The organism is Pseudomonas sp. GL_091, from assembly GCF_057837725.1.
In genome coordinates this window covers 5,677,227-5,694,648 of sequence record NZ_CM174451.1, presented here as the reverse complement: position 1 = coordinate 5,694,648, position 17,422 = coordinate 5,677,227, and the positions used below count along the sequence as shown (strand labels likewise).

The 17,422-nt window shown below is 60.1% G+C and carries 14 protein-coding genes, 3 tRNA genes and 1 riboswitch; of the genes, 15 read left to right on the top strand and 2 right to left on the bottom strand.

Going from position 1 to position 17,422, the window contains the following annotated elements; all coding sequences use genetic code 11:
• Positions 1-130 precede the first annotated feature (130 nt).
• The 7 genes from AC3ITY_RS25850 to astE all read left to right on the top strand — a co-directional run bounded on the left by AC3ITY_RS25850 (position 131) and on the right by astE (position 8,023).
• A complete protein-coding gene (locus AC3ITY_RS25850; protein ID WP_489305792.1) occupies positions 131-1,351 on the top strand; it encodes an aspartate aminotransferase family protein in 1,221 nt (406 codons plus the stop codon).
• Positions 1,352-1,547: 196 nt separating this feature from the next.
• A complete protein-coding gene (gene aruF / locus AC3ITY_RS25845) occupies positions 1,548-2,567 on the top strand; it encodes an arginine/ornithine succinyltransferase subunit alpha (RefSeq protein WP_046042322.1) in 1,020 nt (339 codons plus the stop codon).
• Between the two features lie 79 nt (positions 2,568-2,646).
• On the top strand, positions 2,647-3,672 hold the full coding sequence (gene astA, locus AC3ITY_RS25840) for an arginine N-succinyltransferase (protein ID WP_223455788.1): 1,026 nt from the start codon (positions 2,647-2,649) through the stop codon (positions 3,670-3,672).
• Positions 3,669-5,138 (top strand): succinylglutamate-semialdehyde dehydrogenase, encoded by a 1,470-nt coding sequence (gene astD / locus AC3ITY_RS25835; protein ID WP_489311001.1) that lies wholly within the window; start codon positions 3,669-3,671, stop codon positions 5,136-5,138. Before astA ends, astD begins: the two co-directional genes overlap by 4 nt.
• A gap of 163 nt (positions 5,139-5,301) precedes the next feature.
• Positions 5,302-6,648: an N-succinylarginine dihydrolase gene (astB, locus tag AC3ITY_RS25830; RefSeq protein ID WP_489305789.1), complete on the top strand. Its 1,347-nt coding sequence runs from the start codon at positions 5,302-5,304 to the stop codon at positions 6,646-6,648.
• A gap of 61 nt (positions 6,649-6,709) precedes the next feature.
• Positions 6,710-7,000 carry a topoisomerase II gene (locus AC3ITY_RS25825; protein ID WP_489305788.1) on the top strand — a complete coding sequence of 97 codons (291 nt, stop codon included), beginning with the start codon at positions 6,710-6,712 and terminating at the stop codon, positions 6,998-7,000.
• A gap of 12 nt (positions 7,001-7,012) precedes the next feature.
• Positions 7,013-8,023: a succinylglutamate desuccinylase gene (gene astE / locus AC3ITY_RS25820; RefSeq protein WP_489305786.1), complete on the top strand. Its 1,011-nt coding sequence runs from the start codon at positions 7,013-7,015 to the stop codon at positions 8,021-8,023.
• Positions 8,024-8,159: 136 nt separating this feature from the next.
• Here the strand turns inward: astE and AC3ITY_RS25815 are convergent, their stop codons facing one another.
• Positions 8,160-8,669: a 6,7-dimethyl-8-ribityllumazine synthase gene (locus AC3ITY_RS25815; RefSeq protein ID WP_489305784.1), complete on the bottom strand. Its 510-nt coding sequence runs from the start codon at positions 8,667-8,669 to the stop codon at positions 8,160-8,162.
• Between the two features lie 103 nt (positions 8,670-8,772).
• Positions 8,773-8,943, bottom strand: a riboswitch (FMN riboswitch).
• Positions 8,944-9,140: 197 nt separating this feature from the next.
• On the opposite strand from AC3ITY_RS25815, the gene ltaE reads away from it, so the two are divergent.
• The 7 genes from ltaE to AC3ITY_RS25780 all read left to right on the top strand — a co-directional run bounded on the left by ltaE (position 9,141) and on the right by AC3ITY_RS25780 (position 15,109).
• The gene (gene ltaE / locus AC3ITY_RS25810; protein ID WP_489305783.1) at positions 9,141-10,145 is read left to right on the top strand and encodes a low-specificity L-threonine aldolase; all 1,005 of its coding nucleotides are present in this window, start codon (positions 9,141-9,143) and stop codon (positions 10,143-10,145) included.
• A gap of 146 nt (positions 10,146-10,291) precedes the next feature.
• Positions 10,292-12,913, top strand: coding sequence for an alanine--tRNA ligase (gene alaS / locus AC3ITY_RS25805; protein WP_489305781.1), 2,622 nt, complete (start codon positions 10,292-10,294; stop codon positions 12,911-12,913).
• Between the two features lie 91 nt (positions 12,914-13,004).
• Positions 13,005-14,246 (top strand): aspartate kinase, encoded by a 1,242-nt coding sequence (locus tag AC3ITY_RS25800; protein WP_007971040.1) that lies wholly within the window; start codon positions 13,005-13,007, stop codon positions 14,244-14,246.
• Positions 14,247-14,434: 188 nt separating this feature from the next.
• Positions 14,435-14,623: a carbon storage regulator CsrA gene (gene csrA / locus AC3ITY_RS25795; protein ID WP_002554426.1), complete on the top strand. Its 189-nt coding sequence runs from the start codon at positions 14,435-14,437 to the stop codon at positions 14,621-14,623.
• A 62-nt stretch (positions 14,624-14,685) separates the two neighbouring features.
• Positions 14,686-14,776 (top strand) — tRNA-Ser (locus AC3ITY_RS25790).
• A gap of 107 nt (positions 14,777-14,883) precedes the next feature.
• A tRNA-Arg gene (locus AC3ITY_RS25785) sits at positions 14,884-14,960 on the top strand.
• A 72-nt stretch (positions 14,961-15,032) separates the two neighbouring features.
• Positions 15,033-15,109 (top strand) — tRNA-Arg (locus tag AC3ITY_RS25780).
• Positions 15,110-15,128: 19 nt separating this feature from the next.
• Here AC3ITY_RS25780 and AC3ITY_RS25775 read toward each other — a convergent pair.
• Positions 15,129-15,647, bottom strand: coding sequence for a cell envelope protein SmpA (locus AC3ITY_RS25775; RefSeq protein WP_489310999.1), 519 nt, complete (start codon positions 15,645-15,647; stop codon positions 15,129-15,131).
• 321 nt (positions 15,648-15,968) lie between these two features.
• On the opposite strand from AC3ITY_RS25775, the gene mgtE reads away from it, so the two are divergent.
• A complete protein-coding gene (gene mgtE, locus AC3ITY_RS25770) occupies positions 15,969-17,411 on the top strand; it encodes a magnesium transporter (RefSeq protein ID WP_103397747.1) in 1,443 nt (480 codons plus the stop codon).
• Positions 17,412-17,422 lie beyond the last annotated feature (11 nt).

Sequence of the window (17,422 nt, the reverse complement as noted above, 5' to 3'; positions counted from 1 at the left end):
ACCCGGGAAAATCCGGGGTTTGCGCTATAAGAAGTTGTCGCTTGGCGGCAAGGCCGGGCTGAAAACTGTCCTTACAATCCTCACCAAGCTCGCCAGTTTCAGGCGAGTGTTTTCTCTTCAGGAGACTCCGATGTCCGTTGAGCACGCTGCGGTACAACGCGCCGATTTCGATCAGGTAATGGTTCCCAACTATGCGCCTGCCGCATTCATTCCTGTGCGTGGCGCCGGTTCCCGCGTTTGGGACCAGTCCGGCCGCGAGCTGATCGACTTCGCCGGCGGGATTGCCGTAAACGTCCTGGGCCACGCGCATCCGGCGCTGGTTGGTGCCTTGACCGAGCAGGCGAACAAGCTGTGGCACGTATCCAACGTGTTCACCAATGAGCCGGCCCTGCGCCTGGCTCACAAGTTGGTCGACGCCACCTTTGCCGACCGAGCCTTCTTCTGCAACTCCGGCGCCGAAGCCAACGAGGCCGCCTTCAAGCTGGCCCGTCGTGTCGGTTTCGACCGTTTCGGCAGCGAAAAGTACGAGATCATCGCCGCGCTCAACAGCTTCCACGGCCGTACCCTGTTCACCGTGAACGTGGGTGGCCAGTCGAAGTACTCTGACGGCTTCGGTCCGAAAATCACCGGCATCACCCACGTGCCGTACAACGATCTGGCCGCGCTGAAAGCCGCCATTTCCGACAAGACTTGCGCCGTGGTGCTGGAACCGATCCAGGGCGAAAGCGGTGTGATCCCGGCTGAACTGGAATACCTGCAAGGTGCCCGCGAGCTCTGCACCGCGCACAACGCGCTGCTGATCTTCGACGAAGTGCAGACCGGCATGGGCCGTACCGGCCATCTGTTCGCCTACCAGCATTACGGCGTGATCCCGGACATCCTGACCAGCGCCAAGAGCCTGGGCGGTGGTTTCCCGATCGCGGCGATGCTGACCACCGAAGACCTGGCCAAGCACCTGGTCGTCGGCACCCACGGCACCACTTACGGCGGCAACCCGCTGGCATGCGCTGTCGCGGAAGCCGTGATCGACGTGATCAACACCCCTGAGGTGCTGGCCGGCGTCAACGCCAAGCACGACAAGTTCAAGGTCCGCCTTGAGCAGATCGGCGAGAAGTACGGCCTGTTCACCAAGGTTCGTGGCATGGGCCTGTTGATCGGTTGCGTCTTGAGCGATGCCTGGAAAGGCAAGGCCAAGGACATCTTCAACGCCGCTGAGCAAGAAGGCCTGATGGTCCTGCAAGCCGGCCCGGACGTGGTGCGTTTCGCCCCGAGCCTGGTAGTGGAAGACGCCGATATCGATGCCGGTCTGGACCGCTTCGAACGTGCCGCAGCAAAACTGACACAAGCCTGATAGACCCTTCGACGCCTGACCTTTCAGGCGTCGAACCCAATTTTGCTGCCGGTCCCGCTTTTCTGTAGGAGCGAGCCTGCTCGCGATGGTGTGTCAGTCGACAACTTTGTTGCTGATCCACCATCGCGAGCAGGCTCGCTCCTACAAGGGGCTGGCTTATTTTCCTCAAAGAGTTTTTCGAAAAAGGAGTGACACCATGCTGGTGATGCGCCCCGCGCAAATGGCTGATCTGGGCGAGGTACAGCGTCTGGCTGCGGACAGTCCGATTGGTGTCACTTCCTTGCCGGATGACGTTGAGCGCCTGAGCGACAAGATCGCGGCAAGCGAAGCCTCGTTCGCCGCTGAAGTGAGTTTCAACGGTGAGGAAAGCTATTTCTTCGTCCTCGAAGACTCTGCTACCGGCAAACTGGTCGGTTGCTCGGCCATCGTGGCGTCGGCCGGTTACTCCGAGCCGTTCTACAGCTTCCGCAACGAAACCTTCGTGCACGCTTCCCGCGAGCTGAAGATTCACAACAAGATCCACGTGCTCTCGCAGTGCCATGACCTGACCGGCAACAGCTTGCTGACCAGTTTCTACGTGCAGCGCGAGCTGGTGGGTTCGCCGTGGTCGGAGCTCAACTCCCGCGGCCGTTTGCTGTTCGTGGCCAGTCATCCGGAGCGTTTTGCCGATTCCGTGGTGACCGAGATCGTCGGTTACAGCGATGAAAACGGCGACTCGCCATTCTGGGATGCCATCGGTCGCAACTTCTTCGACCTCAACTACGCCGAAGCCGAGCGTCTGTGCGGGCTGAAAAGCCGTACGTTCCTCGCCGAACTGATGCCGCATTACCCGATCTACGTGCCACTGCTGCCGGACTCCGCTCAAGAAGCCATGGGCCAGGTGCATCCGCGGGCGCAGATCACCTTCGACATCTTGATGCGCGAAGGTTTCGAGACCGATCACTACATCGACATCTTCGACGGTGGCCCGACCCTGCATGCCCGTGTCTCGGGGATCCGTTCGATCGCCCAGAGCCGCGTGGTGCCGGTGAAGATCGGCGAGCCGGTCAAAGGCGTCGGTCGCCAGTATCTGGTTGCCAATGCCCAGTTGCAGGATTACCGCGCAGTGATGCTCGAGCTCGATTACGCGCCAGGCAAACCAGTGACCCTGGACCTGGAAGCGGCCGAAGCCCTGGGCGTCGGCGAGGGTGCCAGCGTGCGCCTGGTCGCGGTTTAACAGCGGCCTGGCCTGATTGCTTGTTTAGAAAGCAGCGAAGTTTCACGGGTGGCGCAAGCGGCCCGTTTGAGGAGATAGCATGATCGTTCGTCCCGTACGCAGCAGCGATTTACCCGCTCTGATCGAACTGGCCCGCAGCACCGGCACCGGCCTGACCACCTTGCCGGCCAACGAAGAGCGGCTGGCCCATCGGGTCGGCTGGGCCGAGAAGACCTTTCGCGGCGAAGCCGGGCGGGGCGATGCGGACTACCTGTTCGTGCTCGAAGATGACGACGCTCGCGTGGTGGGTATTTCCGCCATTGCCGGCGCCGTCGGCCTGCGTGAGCCCTGGTACAACTTCCGGGTCGGTCTGACGGTCAGCGCTTCGCAAGAGCTGAACATCTATCGTGAAATCCCGACGCTGTTCCTGGCCAACGACCTGACCGGCAACTCCGAGCTGTGCTCGCTGTTCCTGCACGCCGATTACCGCAGTGGCCTCAACGGCCGCATGCTGTCCAAGGCGCGGATGCTGTTCATCGCCGAGTTTCCGCAACTGTTCGGCAACAAGATCATTGCCGAAATGCGCGGGGTTTCCGACGAAGCCGGGCGCTCGCCGTTCTGGGAAAGCCTGGGCCGGCACTTCTTCAAGATGGAGTTCAGCCAGGCTGACTACCTGACCGGCGTGGGCAACAAGGCGTTCATCGCCGAGCTGATGCCGAAATTCCCGCTGTACACCTGCTTCCTGTCGCCGGATGCGCGCAACGTGATTGGTCAGGTTCACCCGGACACCGAGCCGGCGCTGGCCATGCTCAAGAGCGAAGGTTTCAGCTACCAGGGCTACGTCGACATTTTCGACGCAGGTCCTGCGATCGAGTGCGAAACCGGCAAGATCCGCGCCGTGCGTGACAGCCAGGCACTGGTGCTGGCCGTCGGCACGCCGGGTGATGATGCCACGCCATTCATCATTCACAACCGCAAGCGCGAGGACTGCCGGATCACTGCTGCGCCGGCACGTCTGGCCGCCGGCACCCTGGTGGTCGATCCGCAGACCGCCAAACGTCTTCAACTCAACGCTGGCGATCAAGTGCGCGCCGTGGCGTTGTCCGCAGCTCGGGAGTCGAAATAATGAAGTCGCTTTACATCGCAGGTGAATGGCTGGCAGGTCAGGGCGAAGCCTTCGAGTCGCTGAACCCGGTGACCCAGCAGGTGCTGTGGTCCGGCGTTGGCGCCACCGCCGCTCAGGTCGAGTCGGCTGTGCAAGCGGCGCGTCAGGCGTTCCCGGGCTGGGCACGGTGCACCCTGGAGGAGCGTATCTCGGTGCTCGAAGCCTTTGCCGCTGCGCTGAAGAATCACGCTGACGAACTGGCCCGCACCATCGGCGAAGAAACCGGCAAGCCCCTGTGGGAAGCCGCGACCGAAGTCACCAGCATGGTCAACAAGATTGCCATCTCGGTGCAGAGCTACCGCGAACGTACTGGCGAGAAGAGCGGCCCGCTGGGCGATGCCACCGCAGTGCTGCGCCACAAACCCCACGGTGTAGTCGCGGTGTTTGGTCCTTACAACTTCCCGGGTCACCTGCCGAACGGCCACATCGTGCCGGCACTGCTGGCCGGTAACAGCGTGCTGTTCAAGCCAAGCGAACTGACACCGAAAGTCGCCGAGCTGACGGTCAAGTGCTGGATCGAGGCTGGCCTGCCGGCCGGCGTATTGAACCTGCTGCAAGGCGCTCGCGAAACCGGCATCGCCCTGGCGGCGAACCCGGGCATCGACGGGCTGTTCTTCACCGGTTCCAGCCGTACCGGCAATCACCTGCACCAGCAATTCGCCGGTCGTCCGGACAAGATCCTGGCGCTGGAAATGGGTGGTAACAACCCGCTGGTGGTTGATCAGGTCGCTGACCTCGATGCCGCGGTGTACACCATCATTCAGTCGGCGTTCATCTCCGCCGGCCAGCGTTGCACCTGTGCCCGTCGCTTGCTGGTGCCGCAAGGTGCCTGGGGTGACACGTTGCTGGCGCGCCTGGTAGCGGTCAGCTCGACCATTGAGGTCGGTGCTTTCGATCAGCAACCAGCGCCGTTCATGGGCTCGGTGGTTTCCCTTGGCGCGGCAAAAGCGTTGATGGATGCTCAGGAGCACCTGCTGGCCAATGGCGCCGTGGCGCTGCTGGAAATGACTCAGCCTCAGGCTCAATCGGCCTTGCTGACCCCGGGCATCCTGGACGTGAGCGCCGTTGCCGATCGTCCTGACGAAGAACTGTTCGGCCCGTTGCTGCAAGTGATCCGCTACGCTGATTTTGAAGCAGCGATCGCTGAAGCCAACGACACCGCCTACGGTCTGGCCGCCGGTCTGCTGTCGGACTCCGAAGCGCGTTACCAGCAATTCTGGCTGGAAAGCCGTGCCGGTATCGTCAATTGGAACAAGCAGCTGACCGGCGCCGCGAGCAGCGCGCCGTTCGGCGGCGTCGGCGCCTCGGGTAACCACCGCGCCAGCGCCTACTACGCGGCGGATTACTGCGCGTACCCGGTGGCCTCGCTGGAAACGCCGAGCCTGGTTATGCCCTCGGCCCTTACGCCTGGCGTGAAAATGGCGTAACGCCCAATCGCGAGCAGGCTCGCTCCTACAGGTTCGATGGTGGACACACATTTTGTGTACGACACAAATCCTGTAGGAGCGAGCCTGCTCGCGATGGCCGCAACGCGGTCTCAAAGAATAGTTACTGAAGCCTATAACAACAGATTCTCGTGGAGCCTCGCTGATGAAATCCTATGAAGTCAATTTTGACGGTCTAGTGGGGCCGACCCATAACTACGGCGGCCTGTCCTATGGCAACGTCGCGTCCCAGAGCAACAGCCAGCAGTCTTCCAACCCCAAGGAAGCGGCGCTGCAAGGCCTGGCAAAGATGAAAGCGCTGATGGAAATGGGTTTCCAGCAAGGCGTACTGGCACCGCAAGAGCGCCCGGATGTGGCCGCACTGCGTCGCCTGGGCTTTGGCGGCACCGATGCTGAAGTGATCGAGCGCGCTGCCAAAGACGCGATGCCGCTGCTGGTGGCCAGTTGCTCTGCCTCGAGCATGTGGGTGGCCAACGCCGCTACCGTCAGCCCTAGCGCCGACACGGCTGATGGCCGCGTGCATTTCACCGCCGCCAACCTCAACTGCAAATACCACCGCAGCATCGAACACCCGACCACCAGCCGCGTGCTGGGGGCGATGTTCGCTGACCAGAAACACTTCGCCCATCACGCTGCCTTGCCGGCCGTGGCGCAGTTCGGTGACGAAGGCGCGGCCAACCACACGCGTTTCTGCCGTGAATACGGCGAAGCCGGTGTCGAGTTCTTCGTGTTCGGCCGCAGTGCGTTCGACACCCGCTACCCGGCACCACAGAAGTACCCGGCGCGCCAGACCCTCGAAGCGTCCCAGGCCGTTGCCCGTCTGCACGGCTTGAGCGATGACGGCGTGGTCTACGCCCAGCAGAACCCGTCGGTGATCGATCAGGGCGTGTTCCACAACGACGTGATTGCGGTCGGCAACGGCGAAGTGCTGTTCTATCACGAGGACGCGTTCCTCGAGACCGAGAAGATGCTCGCTGAACTGCAGAGCAAACTCGCCAAAGCCGGTGGGAAATTTCAGTCAGTCTGCGTACCGCGTTCCGCAGTAAGTGTGGAAGACGCGGTACGTTCCTACCTGTTCAATAGCCAGCTGCTGTCGCGTCCTGACGGCTCCATGCTGTTGATCGTGCCGGAAGAATGCCGTGGCAACGAGCGTGTCTGGCAGTATTTGCAGGGTTTGACCAGCTCCGGCGGCCTGATCCGCGAAGTGAAAGTCTTCGATCTCAAGCAGAGTATGCAGAACGGTGGTGGCCCAGCTTGCCTGCGGTTGCGCGTCGCACTCAACGAAACCGAACTGGCGGCCGTCAACCCAGGGGTTATCATGACGGCACCGTTGTACGGCACACTGACCGAATGGGTCGAGAAGCACTACCGCGACCGCATGACCGAAAACGATCTGGCGGACCCGCAATTGCTGCTTGAGTGCCGGACGGCACTGGATGAACTGACGCAAATCCTTAAACTGGGCGCGGTTTATCCATTCCAGATCAATTGATCGACGGCGCGCCGCCTTCTACGGCAGCGCGCTGCTTCATCTCAAACGAGAGCGTAAAGACATGAGCGATACCCTGCAGCTGATCCTTGAAGACACCGACGGCACGCAACTGGAGACGTCCTGCACCCGCGTCGCGGTCCTGTGGCAAGGCAAAGAGCTGTGGATCCAACAGGACGGCCGCGGCCAACTGTTGATCGGCGTGGACGTCGAAGAAGGCGACGCCGAATACGCAAACCTGCTGTTGCGCCCATTGGCGACTAATCTGGTAAGTCTGCAACTGGAGATGGAACCGGCTGAACTCGGCGACGACGAGGATCACGCTCACGGCCCGGATTGCAATCACGACCACTAAGGAAACCGCTCTATGCTCGCCCTCGGCAAACTGCTTGAACTGACCCTCGCCGGCCGCGAACCGGCGGAGAAGACTCAACTGACTGTCGAAGGCGTGCGCATGCGCTGGTTGAGCGAAGGTGCGCTGGAAGTCCGGCCACCTGAAGCCCGTGACAACGGCTTGGACCTGCTGCTGTCGGCGGGGATCCATGGCAACGAAACAGCGCCGATCGAGTTGCTCGATCGCCTGTTGCACGATATCGCCCGCGGCGACCTGAAGCCGCGCGCACGTATTCTGTTCCTGTTCGGTAACCCCGAAGCGATTCGCAAAGGCGAGCGTTTCGTCGAGCAGGACGTCAATCGGCTGTTCAATGGCCGTCACGAACAAAGCAGCGGTTGCGAAGCCCTGCGCGCCTGTGAGCTGGAGCGCCTGGCCGCCAGTTTCTTCAGCCTGCCGGATCGCCAGCGCCTGCACTACGACCTGCACACGGCGATTCGTGGCTCGAAAATAGAGCAGTTCGCCTTGTACCCGTGGAAAGAAGACCGCCAGCATTCGCGCCACGAACTGGCGCGCCTGCGCGCCGCCGGCATGGAAGCGGTGTTGCTGCAGAACAAGCCGTCCATCGTGTTCAGCGCCTACACCTACGACAAGCTGGGTGCCGAGGCCTTCACCCTGGAGTTGGGCAAGGCGCGGCCGTTCGGTCAGAACGACGGGGTCAACGTCTCGCTGCTGGAGAAGCGCCTCAAGCAGATCATCGAGGGTACCGAGCCGGAACTGACTGAAGAGGCACTGGACGGTTTACAGCTGTACAGCGTGGCACGGGAAATCATCAAACACAGCGACAGCTTCCGCCTGAACCTGCCGGCGGACATCGAGAACTTTTCGGAACTGGAAGTGGGTTACCTGCTGGCGGAAGACATCGCCAACACCCGCTGGATCATCGAAGAGGAGGGCGCCCGGATCATCTTCCCGAACCCCAAGGTGAAGAATGGTTTGCGTGCCGGCATCCTGGTTGTGCCGACCACCGACGAAAACCTGGCCTGACGGCGAATCCCTGTAGGAGCGAGCTTGCTCGCGAAGGTCGTCAACGATAACGCGGGGAAATTGATGCCCCGCAGCGATCTTGAGTTCTTCGCGAGCAATCGAGCGTCGACCGGCTGCTCCTACAGTGGGCGGGGCGTTAGACGGCCAGTGCGCGCGGCTCGGTGCGACGTAGCGCACGAATCTTGTGCAACGTATCCGCACACGTCTTCGCCGCTTCCTGGCCTTTATGCAGGAAATGCTCGAAGAAGAACTTCTGGTGTTCTTCACCTGCATGGAAGTGGTGCGGGGTCAGGGACACCGAGAACACCGGCACTTCGGTTTCCAGCTGAACCTGCATCAGGCCGCTGACCACCGACTGGGCGACGAACTCGTGACGGTAGATTCCGCCGTCCACCACCAGGGCTGCCGCGACGATGCCGGAGTAACGACCGGTCTTGGCCAGCAACTTGGCGTGCAGGGGCATTTCAAAGGCGCCGCCGACTTCGAAGAAATCGATGTCGGACTCCTGATAACCCTGGGCAATCATTTCGGCGACGAAGCCTTTACGGCTCTGATCGACAATATCCTTGTGCCAGCAGGCCTGGATGAACGCAACGCGCTCGCCCTGATGGTGTTTGCTTTTGCTGTCGATTGCGGTGGGTTGCATGTTCTGACTCCTGTTTGTGTGAAAAACAGGGCGTTATGAATCGAAGGGGATCTGAGGGTACGCACGCTTGCACGAATGCCGGCGGACGGCCCTTTGTTGTCAATCCCGTTCTCTCTTCATCCGGACTATGACCGTCGGCCCCGGGATCACACCGGGTCTGCTGACCTTGCTGCCAGGCACTGCCGAAGCCGTGCTGTCACCAAGCGCTCGCGGGCTATGCGCATTGTGCGCAATTACCGCCGGTGGGGAGTTGCACCCCGCCCTGAGAACGTTTTTGCCGCTTGAATGTTTGGCGGCGCAGCGTTTTTATCACATATTTCCGGTATGCGCATGACCCCTTTTGGATGATTGTCATCGACTTTTCCGTTGGTTTAATCGGCCTTTTCCTACGCGAGGGTTGATTAATCGTCGCCATGCCCGCAGTAATTCTTTCCTGAAAGGGATTTCCCCCTGCTTACCGAGGCCAGATTCATGAGCGTTATCGATCTTCGCAGCGACACCGTCACCCAACCTTGCGCCGGCATGCTCGACGCAATGACCAAGGCCGCCACCGGCGATGACGTGTATGGCGAAGATCCGACGGTCAATCACCTGGAAGCCGAACTGGCCAGGCGCCTGGGTTTTGCCGCGGCACTGTTCGTGCCGACCGGTACCATGAGCAACCTGCTGGGGTTGATGGCTCATTGCGAACGCGGTGACGAGTACATCGTCGGCCAGCAGGCCCACACTTATAAGTACGAAGGGGGTGGCGCGGCGGTGCTTGGCTCGATCCAGCCACAGCCGCTGGAAGTACAGGCCGATGGTTCGCTGGACCTGGCGCAGGTTGCGGCGGCGGTCAAGCCGGATGACTTCCATTTCGCCCGCACACGTTTGCTGGCGCTGGAAAACACCATGCAAGGCAAGGTCCTGCCGTTGGAGTATCTGGCGCGGGCGCGCAGTTTTACCCGCGAGCATGGCTTGCAGTTGCACCTGGACGGCGCACGTTTGTACAACGCGGCAGTGAAACTGGGTGTGGATGCCCGGGAAATTACCCAGTATTTCGATTCCGTCTCGGTGTGCCTGTCCAAAGGCCTGGGCGCACCGGTCGGTTCGGTGCTGTGCGGCTCGGCCGAGTTGATCGGCAAGGCCCGGCGCCTGCGCAAGATGGTCGGTGGCGGCATGCGTCAGGCCGGCATTCTGGCGGCGGCAGGCCTGTATGCATTGGATCACAACGTAGAGCGCCTGGCCGACGACCACGCGAACGCACAGTGGCTGGCCGAAGGCCTGCGCGGGGCTGGCTACGAGGTCGAGCCAGTGCAGACCAACATGGTTTATGTGCAGATGGGCGACCAGGCCGAGGCGATCAAGGCCTTTGCCGCCGAGCGCGGGATCAAGCTCAGTGCCGCCGCGCGTCTGCGCATGGTCACGCACATGGACGTCAGCCGTGCGCAAATCGAGCAAGTCGTCGCGACATTCGTCGGCTTTTCGCGCAAGTGATAGCGTTAGCGCTCCAATTGAGCGTTTCTATCGTATAAACACGCTGTACCCCGCGCGCAGGGCCGATATAATGCGGCCCTTTGCCGTCGCTTCGTCTGTTGACGTTTCGAACAGGCCTTTGGCCGCAGCCTCCGTGGAAGAACCTAATGAAAAGCGCAGAAATCCGTGAAGCCTTCCTTCGCTTCTTCGAAGAGCAAGGCCACACCCGTGTAGCCTCCAGCTCTTTGATTCCGGGCAACGACCCAACCCTGCTGTTCACTAACGCGGGGATGAACCAGTTCAAGGACTGCTTCCTGGGCCAGGAAAAGCGCGCGTACACCCGCGCCGTCAGCAGCCAGAAATGCGTGCGCGCCGGCGGCAAGCACAACGACCTGGAAAACGTCGGTTATACCGCTCGTCACCACACCTTTTTCGAAATGCTGGGTAACTTCAGCTTTGGTGATTACTTCAAGCGTGATGCCATCAGCTACGCCTGGAACTTCCTGACGTCCGACAAGTGGCTGAACCTGCCGAAGGAAAAGCTCTGGGTCACCGTCTACGCCAGCGATGACGAGGCGTACGACATCTGGACCAAGGAAATCGGGGTTCCGGCCGAGCGCATGGTGCGCATCGGCGACAACAAGGGCGCGCCGTACGCCTCCGACAACTTCTGGACCATGGGCGATACCGGCCCGTGCGGTCCTTGCACCGAGATTTTCTACGATCACGGCGCCGACATCTGGGGTGGCCCACCGGGCTCGCCGGAAGAAGACGGCGATCGTTACATCGAAATCTGGAACAACGTGTTCATGCAGTTCAACCGCACCGCCGATGGCGTGTTGCACCCGTTGCCAGCGCCGTCGGTCGACACCGGCATGGGCCTGGAGCGGATCAGTGCCGTGCTGCAGCACGTTCACTCGAACTATGAAATCGACCTGTTCCAGAGCCTGCTGAGCGCTTCGGCCAAGGCCATCGGCTGCACCAATGACGCCCAGGCTTCGCTGAAAGTCGTGGCTGACCACATCCGTTCCTGCGGCTTCCTGATCGCCGACGGCGTGCTGCCGTCCAACGAAGGCCGCGGCTACGTGCTGCGCCGGATCATCCGTCGCGCCTGCCGTCACGGTAACAAGCTGGGCGCCAAGGGCAGCTTCTTCTACCAGATCGTCGCGGCCCTGGTTGCCGAGATGGGCGAAGCCTTCCCGGAACTGAAGTCCCAGCAGGCGCACATCGAGCGCGTGCTGAAGGCCGAAGAAGAGCAATTCGCCAAGACCCTGGAGCAGGGCCTGAAGATCCTCGAGCAGGATCTGGCTGAACTCAAAGGCGACGTGGTGCCGGGCGACGTGGTGTTCAAACTCTACGACACCTATGGCTTCCCGATGGACCTGACCGGTGACATCGCTCGCGAGCGCAGCCTGACCATCGACGAAGAAGGTTTCGAGCGTGAAATGGAAGCCCAGCGCGTCCGTGCCCGTTCCGCCAGTTCCTTCGGCATGGACTACAACAGCCTGGTCAAGGTTGACGTGGCCACGGAGTTCACCGGCTACACCGATACCCGTGGTTTGGCAAAAATCGTTGCGCTGTATAAAGATGGCCAGTCGGTCGACGTATTGAGCGAAGGCGATGAGGGCGTGATCGTTCTCGACAAGACGCCGTTCTACGCCGAGTCCGGTGGCCAGGTCGGTGATTGCGGTTACCTGCAGGCGGGCAGCGCGCGTTTCGACGTGCGTGACACCACCAAGACCGGCGGTGCATTCCTGCACCACGGTATCCTGGATTCGGGTAGCCTGATCGTCGGTACGCCGGTCGAGACCCACGTTGATGCCGAGGTGCGTCACGCCACGTCGTTGAACCACTCCGCGACTCACTTGCTGCACGCTGCATTGCGCCAGGTGCTGGGCGATCACGTTCAGCAGAAAGGCTCGTTGGTCGACAGTCAGCGCCTGCGTTTTGACTTCAGTCACTTCGAAGCCATCAAGCCTGAACAACTGAAAGCGCTGGAAGACATCGTCAACGCCGAGATTCGCAAGAACTCCGAAGTTGAAACCGAAGAAACCGATATCGAAACCGCCAAGCAGAAAGGCGCCATGGCGCTGTTCGGCGAGAAATACGGTGACAACGTGCGTGTACTGAGCATGGGCGATTTCTCCGTCGAGCTGTGCGGCGGTATCCACGCCAACCGTACCGGCGACATCGGCCTGCTGAAAATCATCAGCGAAGGCGGTGTGGCATCGGGTGTGCGTCGTATCGAAGCCGTCACCGGTGCGCAAGCGCTGGCCTACTTGAACGCGGCGGAAGAACAACTCAAGGAAGCGGCCAGCCTGGTCAAGGGTAGCCGCGACAACCTGATCGACAAGCTGTCGGCTGTGCTGGAGCGCAACCGTCTGCTGGAGAAGCAACTCGAGCAGTTGCAAGCCAAGGCTGCCAGTGCCGCGGGCGACGATCTGTCGGCCCAGGCGCTGGACGTCAAGGACGTGAAAGTGCTGGCCGTGCGTCTGGACGGTCAGGATGGCAAGGCGCTGCTGGCGCTGGTCGATCAACTGAAAAACAAACTCGGCCGCGCAGTGATCCTGCTCGGCAGTGTCCATGAGGAAAAGGTCGTTCTGGTTGCAGGCGTAACCAAAGACCTGACTGGCCAACTCAAAGCCGGTGATTTGATGAAGCAAGCCGCTGCGGCAGTGGGCGGGAAGGGCGGTGGTCGTCCAGACATGGCGCAAGGCGGCGGTACCGACGCTGGCGCACTGGATGCGGCACTGGCCCTGACCGTTCCGTTTGTAGAGCAGGGTCTATAAGGCAGTACTTGCGGCCCGCAGTCTAGTGGTGGGCCGCAACGCTGTTTGAGTGATTATTTGGGCGCCCTTCATGGGCAGAGGCGGCTTTGAAATGGCTTTGATCGTACAGAAATTTGGAGGCACCTCGGTCGGCACTGTCGAGAGAATCGAGCAGGTCGCCGACAAGGTTAAGAAATTCCGCGATGCCGGCGATGACCTGGTGGTTGTGCTGTCTGCAATGAGCGGCGAGACCAACCGTCTGATCGATCTGGCCAAGCAAATCAGTGGCGACGGCCAACCGGTTCCGCGCGAGCTGGACGTGATCGTTTCCACCGGTGAGCAGGTGACGATTGCCCTGTTGGCCATGGCGCTGATCAAGCGCGGCGTGCCGGCGGTGTCGTACACCGGCAACCAGGTGCGGATTCTGACGGATAGCGCGCACAATAAAGCGCGTATCTTGCAGATTGATGACCAGAAGATTCGCGGTGACCTGAAGGCAGGTCGTGTGGTGGTTGTCGCCGGTTTCCAGGGCGTCGACGAGCACGGCAATATCACCACTCTCGGTCGTGGCGGTTCCGACACCACCGGCGTTGCGCTGGCGGCAGCCCTGAAGGCTGATGAATGCCAGATCTACACCGACGTCGACGGCGTCTACACCACCGACCCGCGTGTGGTGTCCGTGGCTCAGCGCCTGGACAAGATCACCTTCGAAGAGATGCTGGAAATGGCCAGCCTCGGTTCCAAGGTGCTGCAGATCCGCGCGGTCGAGTTCGCCGGCAAGTACAACGTTCCGCTGCGCGTACTGCACAGCTTCAAGGAGGGTCCGGGCACCCTCATTACTATTGATGAAGAGGAAACCATGGAACAGCCGATCATTTCCGGTATCGCTTTCAACCGCGATGAAGCCAAGCTGACCATCCGTGGCGTGCCAGACATCCCGGGCGTTGCCTTCAAGATTCTCGGCCCGATCAGTGCCGCGAACATCGAAGTCGACATGATCGTGCAGAACGTCGCGCACGATAACACCACCGACTTCACCTTCACCGTGCACCGCAACGACTACCAGGCGGCGCAAGCCGTGCTGGAAAAAACCGCTGGCGAGCTGGGTGCCCGTGAAGTCGTGGGCGACACCAAGATCGCCAAGGTGTCGATCGTCGGCGTTGGCATGCGTTCTCACGCAGGCGTGGCCAGCCGCATGTTCGAATCCCTGGCCAAGGAAAGCATCAACATCCAGATGATCTCGACGTCGGAAATCAAAGTCTCCGTAGTGATCGAAGAGAAGTACCTGGAACTGGCTGTGCGCGCTCTGCACACGGCTTTCGAACTGGACGCACCGGCCCGCCAGGGCGAGTGATGCGTTTGCCAAAAGGCGCGGTCTGACCGCGCCTTTTGTTTTTTTGAATGGCGTGACCCCCGAGGCTGTTCTTTTGCTCACGCTAGTCAATACTCAGGCATGTAGGGCTGCGACCGCTCCGGTTGTGGGTCGAGTGCCTTTTTTTTGCAGACTGTTGTCCCTGAAATGTAATGCGTGAGGAGAAAGGTATGCTGATTCTGACTCGTCGGTGCGCAGAAAGCCTGATTATCGGTGATGGCGAAATCACCGTGACCGTGCTCGGCGTCAAAGGAAATCAAGTGCGCATCGGTGTTAATGCCCCCAAAGAGGTAGCTGTTCACCGGGAGGAAATTTACCTGCGTATCAAGAAAGAGAAGGACGAAGAACCAAGCCATTAATTTTTATCGTTTTTTATGTTTGCAAACGGGGAAGAAGCTGGTTAATATACGCCCCGTGTTGCGGAGAGCTGGCCGAGTGGCCGAAGGCGCTCCCCTGCTAAGGGAGTACACCTCAAAAGGGTGTCGGGGGTTCGAATCCCCCGTTCTCCGCCATTATTTGCGTAGTACGTTGTAATCTGGCTTCTTCGGTAAGTTGTTGAAATTACTAGAAAAAGTGTTTGACATAGAGATTAGACGGCCTATAATGCGCGGCAACAAATGCACTCGTAGCTCAGCTGGATAGAGTACTCGGCTACGAACCGAGCGGTCACAGGTTCGAATCCTGTCGAGTGCACCATTTAAGAGTTAGTTGCAGTAATGCAAGTAACTTTGCTTCAGCCAGTTGTGGTCTGGTCTAAAAACACAAAATGCACTCGTAGCTCAGCTGGATAGAGTACTCGGCTACGAACCGAGCGGTCACAGGTTCGAATCCTGTCGAGTGCACCATACAACAGAAAGCCCGCATCTAATGCGGGCTTTTTGCCGTCCGGGATTTGGCTTTTCCTTTCGTGCATCCCCTCTCGTCGAACTCCACCTGTGCACTGCGACCTCGCAGGGTGTCGTAGCGGTAGCTCGTGGCTGAATTGCGAATACTGATCCTGTCCGGCTTGCCGAGGGCGCTTTCGACGTCTTGCTGGCTCATGCCGGCGACCACTCGCTGATTGATGATCGCCTCCCGGCGCTGCCTGGCACTGATCAGGTTTGCGCACTTGTCCTGCGCCTGGCCGACCACGGTCGGCTCTTTCCTTTGGATTTTCATTCCTGATGTTTCACGGGGTTCGGCTGGCGGCATAAGTGCCATCGTGCTGCCGGGTGTAAAGGCACGGACGTCCTGAAGTGAAACGCTTTCTCCCGCGGCACAACTCAGTGTGGTGAAGGTAATGCGCCCATTGGCCGCCTCGCAGCGCTGAACGGTGGTGGCGAGCGCCAGGGGCAGGGGGCTGAGCAGGCCGAGCAGTAGAAAGAATTGTGCAACTGATGGCATCAGGCGTCCTCCATGACGTTCCTTTTCAAGGGTAGCGGCTACAATTTTCGAAGGGTGGTGTGTTTTCTTTTCAGAATACGTCGTCGCATTTTTGTGGATCAGGACGATGCTCAAGTTTGTTGTGCAAGCGCTTGTTTCAGCCAAGATTTTTTAACGTTTAAAACCGTCAGGCGGTGTATCATTGCGCCCGTCAGCCCCGCCGGGGCTTGTGGAATACCTCCATGGACTTACCCAGTAGTTACTCAGTACCCCGTTTCACCAATCATGAATTGACTGATTGATCCTTCCGGCGTGCCCCGCTGCTGGGAGTGGAGTTCGCCTATGTCCGATGTTGAAGTAAAGAAAACGCAGGAAAGCTTGCAGGATCGCCTGGCTCAGGTGGTTGAGTTGCTGCAGCGCCAGCGAGTGGTAGAAGACCTGACTCACCGCCAGGAAGGCCCGCATCATGACCGGGTCGAGAACCTGGTCCACCGGCAGAACCTTGTCGAGTTGCAACGCAAACTCGATGACCTGCACTCCGCCGACGTCGCCTACATCCTTGAAGCCTTGCCGCTGGACGATCGTCTGACGCTCTGGCAACTGGTCAAGGCCGATCGCGACGGCGACATCCTTCTCGAAGTATCCGATTCGGTCCGTGAATCGCTGATCGCCGACATGGACGATCACGAGCTCCTGGCAGCCGCCAAGGACATGGATGCTGACGAACTCGCTGACCTGGCCTCCGAGCTGCCGCGAGACGTCGTCCATGAGCTCATGGAGACCCTCGACCAGCAACAACGCGAGCGTGTGCGTTCGGCACTGTCCTACGATGAGGAGCAGGTCGGTGCGCTGATGGACTTCGAGATGGTGACCATCCGCGAGGATGTCAGCCTTGAAGTGGTCTTGCGTTATCTGCGCCGTCTCAAGGAGTTGCCGGGCCATACCGACAAACTGTTCGTGGTCGATTACGACGGCGTCCTCAAGGGCGTGTTGCCGATCAAGCGTTTGCTGGTCAACGATCCGGACAAACAGGTTTCCGAGGTGATGGCCAGCGATCCGGTGAGTTTCCACCCGGACGAAGACGCCTACGATGCGGCCCAGGCGTTCGAGCGTTACGACTTGATCTCCGCGCCCGTGGTCGACAAGAACGGCAAGCTGATCGGCCGTCTGACCATCGATGAAATGGTCGACCTGATCCGTGAAGAGAGCGAAAGCGAAGTTCTCAACATGGCGGGTCTGCGTGAAGAGGAAGACATTTTTGCGTCGGTCTGGAAATCCCTGCGTAACCGTTGGGCCTGGCTGGCGATCAACCTGATCACCGCGTTCGTGGCTTCTCGGGTCATCGGTTTGTTTGAAGGTTCGATCGAGAAGCTCGTGGCGCTTGCGGCGTTGATGCCGATCGTGGCGGGGATCGGCGGTAACTCGGGTAACCAGACCATCACCATGATTGTTCGGGCTATGGCGCTGGACCAGGTGAGCACCGGCAATACCTCGCGCCTGATGCGCAAGGAATTGGCGGTAGCGCTGATCAACGGCGTGATCTGGGGCGGGGTGATCGGTGTGGTTGCCTACCTGCTCTATGGCAGTTGGTCATTGGGCGTGGTAATGACCGCCGCGATGACGCTCAACCTGTTGCTGGCGGCGTTGATGGGGGTTTTGATCCCGATGACCCTGGCGAAGATGGGGCGCGATCCGGCAATGGGGGCCAGTGTGATGATTACTGCCATGACCGACAGCGGCGGCTTTTTCATCTTCCTGGGGCTGGCGACAATCTTCCTGCTCTAAAGTCCGTTTCG

Excerpts from the sequence above, each read along its gene's own strand:
- AC3ITY_RS25825 (WP_489305788.1), top strand. The coding sequence starts at position 6,710 with ATGAGCGATACCCTGCAGCTGATCCTTGAAGACACCGACGGCACGCAA.
- aruF (WP_046042322.1), top strand. The coding sequence starts at position 1,548 with ATGCTGGTGATGCGCCCCGCGCAAATGGCTGATCTGGGCGAGGTACAG.
- alaS (WP_489305781.1), top strand. The coding sequence starts at position 10,292 with ATGAAAAGCGCAGAAATCCGTGAAGCCTTCCTTCGCTTCTTCGAAGAG.
- astB (WP_489305789.1), top strand. The coding sequence starts at position 5,302 with ATGAAATCCTATGAAGTCAATTTTGACGGTCTAGTGGGGCCGACCCAT.
- AC3ITY_RS25775 (WP_489310999.1), bottom strand. The coding sequence starts at position 15,647 with ATGCCATCAGTTGCACAATTCTTTCTACTGCTCGGCCTGCTCAGCCCC.
- AC3ITY_RS25815 (WP_489305784.1), bottom strand. The coding sequence starts at position 8,669 with ATGCAACCCACCGCAATCGACAGCAAAAGCAAACACCATCAGGGCGAG.
- mgtE (WP_103397747.1), top strand. The coding sequence starts at position 15,969 with ATGTCCGATGTTGAAGTAAAGAAAACGCAGGAAAGCTTGCAGGATCGC.
- AC3ITY_RS25850 (WP_489305792.1), top strand. The coding sequence starts at position 131 with ATGTCCGTTGAGCACGCTGCGGTACAACGCGCCGATTTCGATCAGGTA.
- AC3ITY_RS25800 (WP_007971040.1), top strand. The coding sequence starts at position 13,005 with ATGGCTTTGATCGTACAGAAATTTGGAGGCACCTCGGTCGGCACTGTC.
- csrA (WP_002554426.1), top strand. The coding sequence starts at position 14,435 with ATGCTGATTCTGACTCGTCGGTGCGCAGAAAGCCTGATTATCGGTGAT.
- ltaE (WP_489305783.1), top strand. The coding sequence starts at position 9,141 with ATGAGCGTTATCGATCTTCGCAGCGACACCGTCACCCAACCTTGCGCC.
- astA (WP_223455788.1), top strand. The coding sequence starts at position 2,647 with ATGATCGTTCGTCCCGTACGCAGCAGCGATTTACCCGCTCTGATCGAA.
- astE (WP_489305786.1), top strand. The coding sequence starts at position 7,013 with ATGCTCGCCCTCGGCAAACTGCTTGAACTGACCCTCGCCGGCCGCGAA.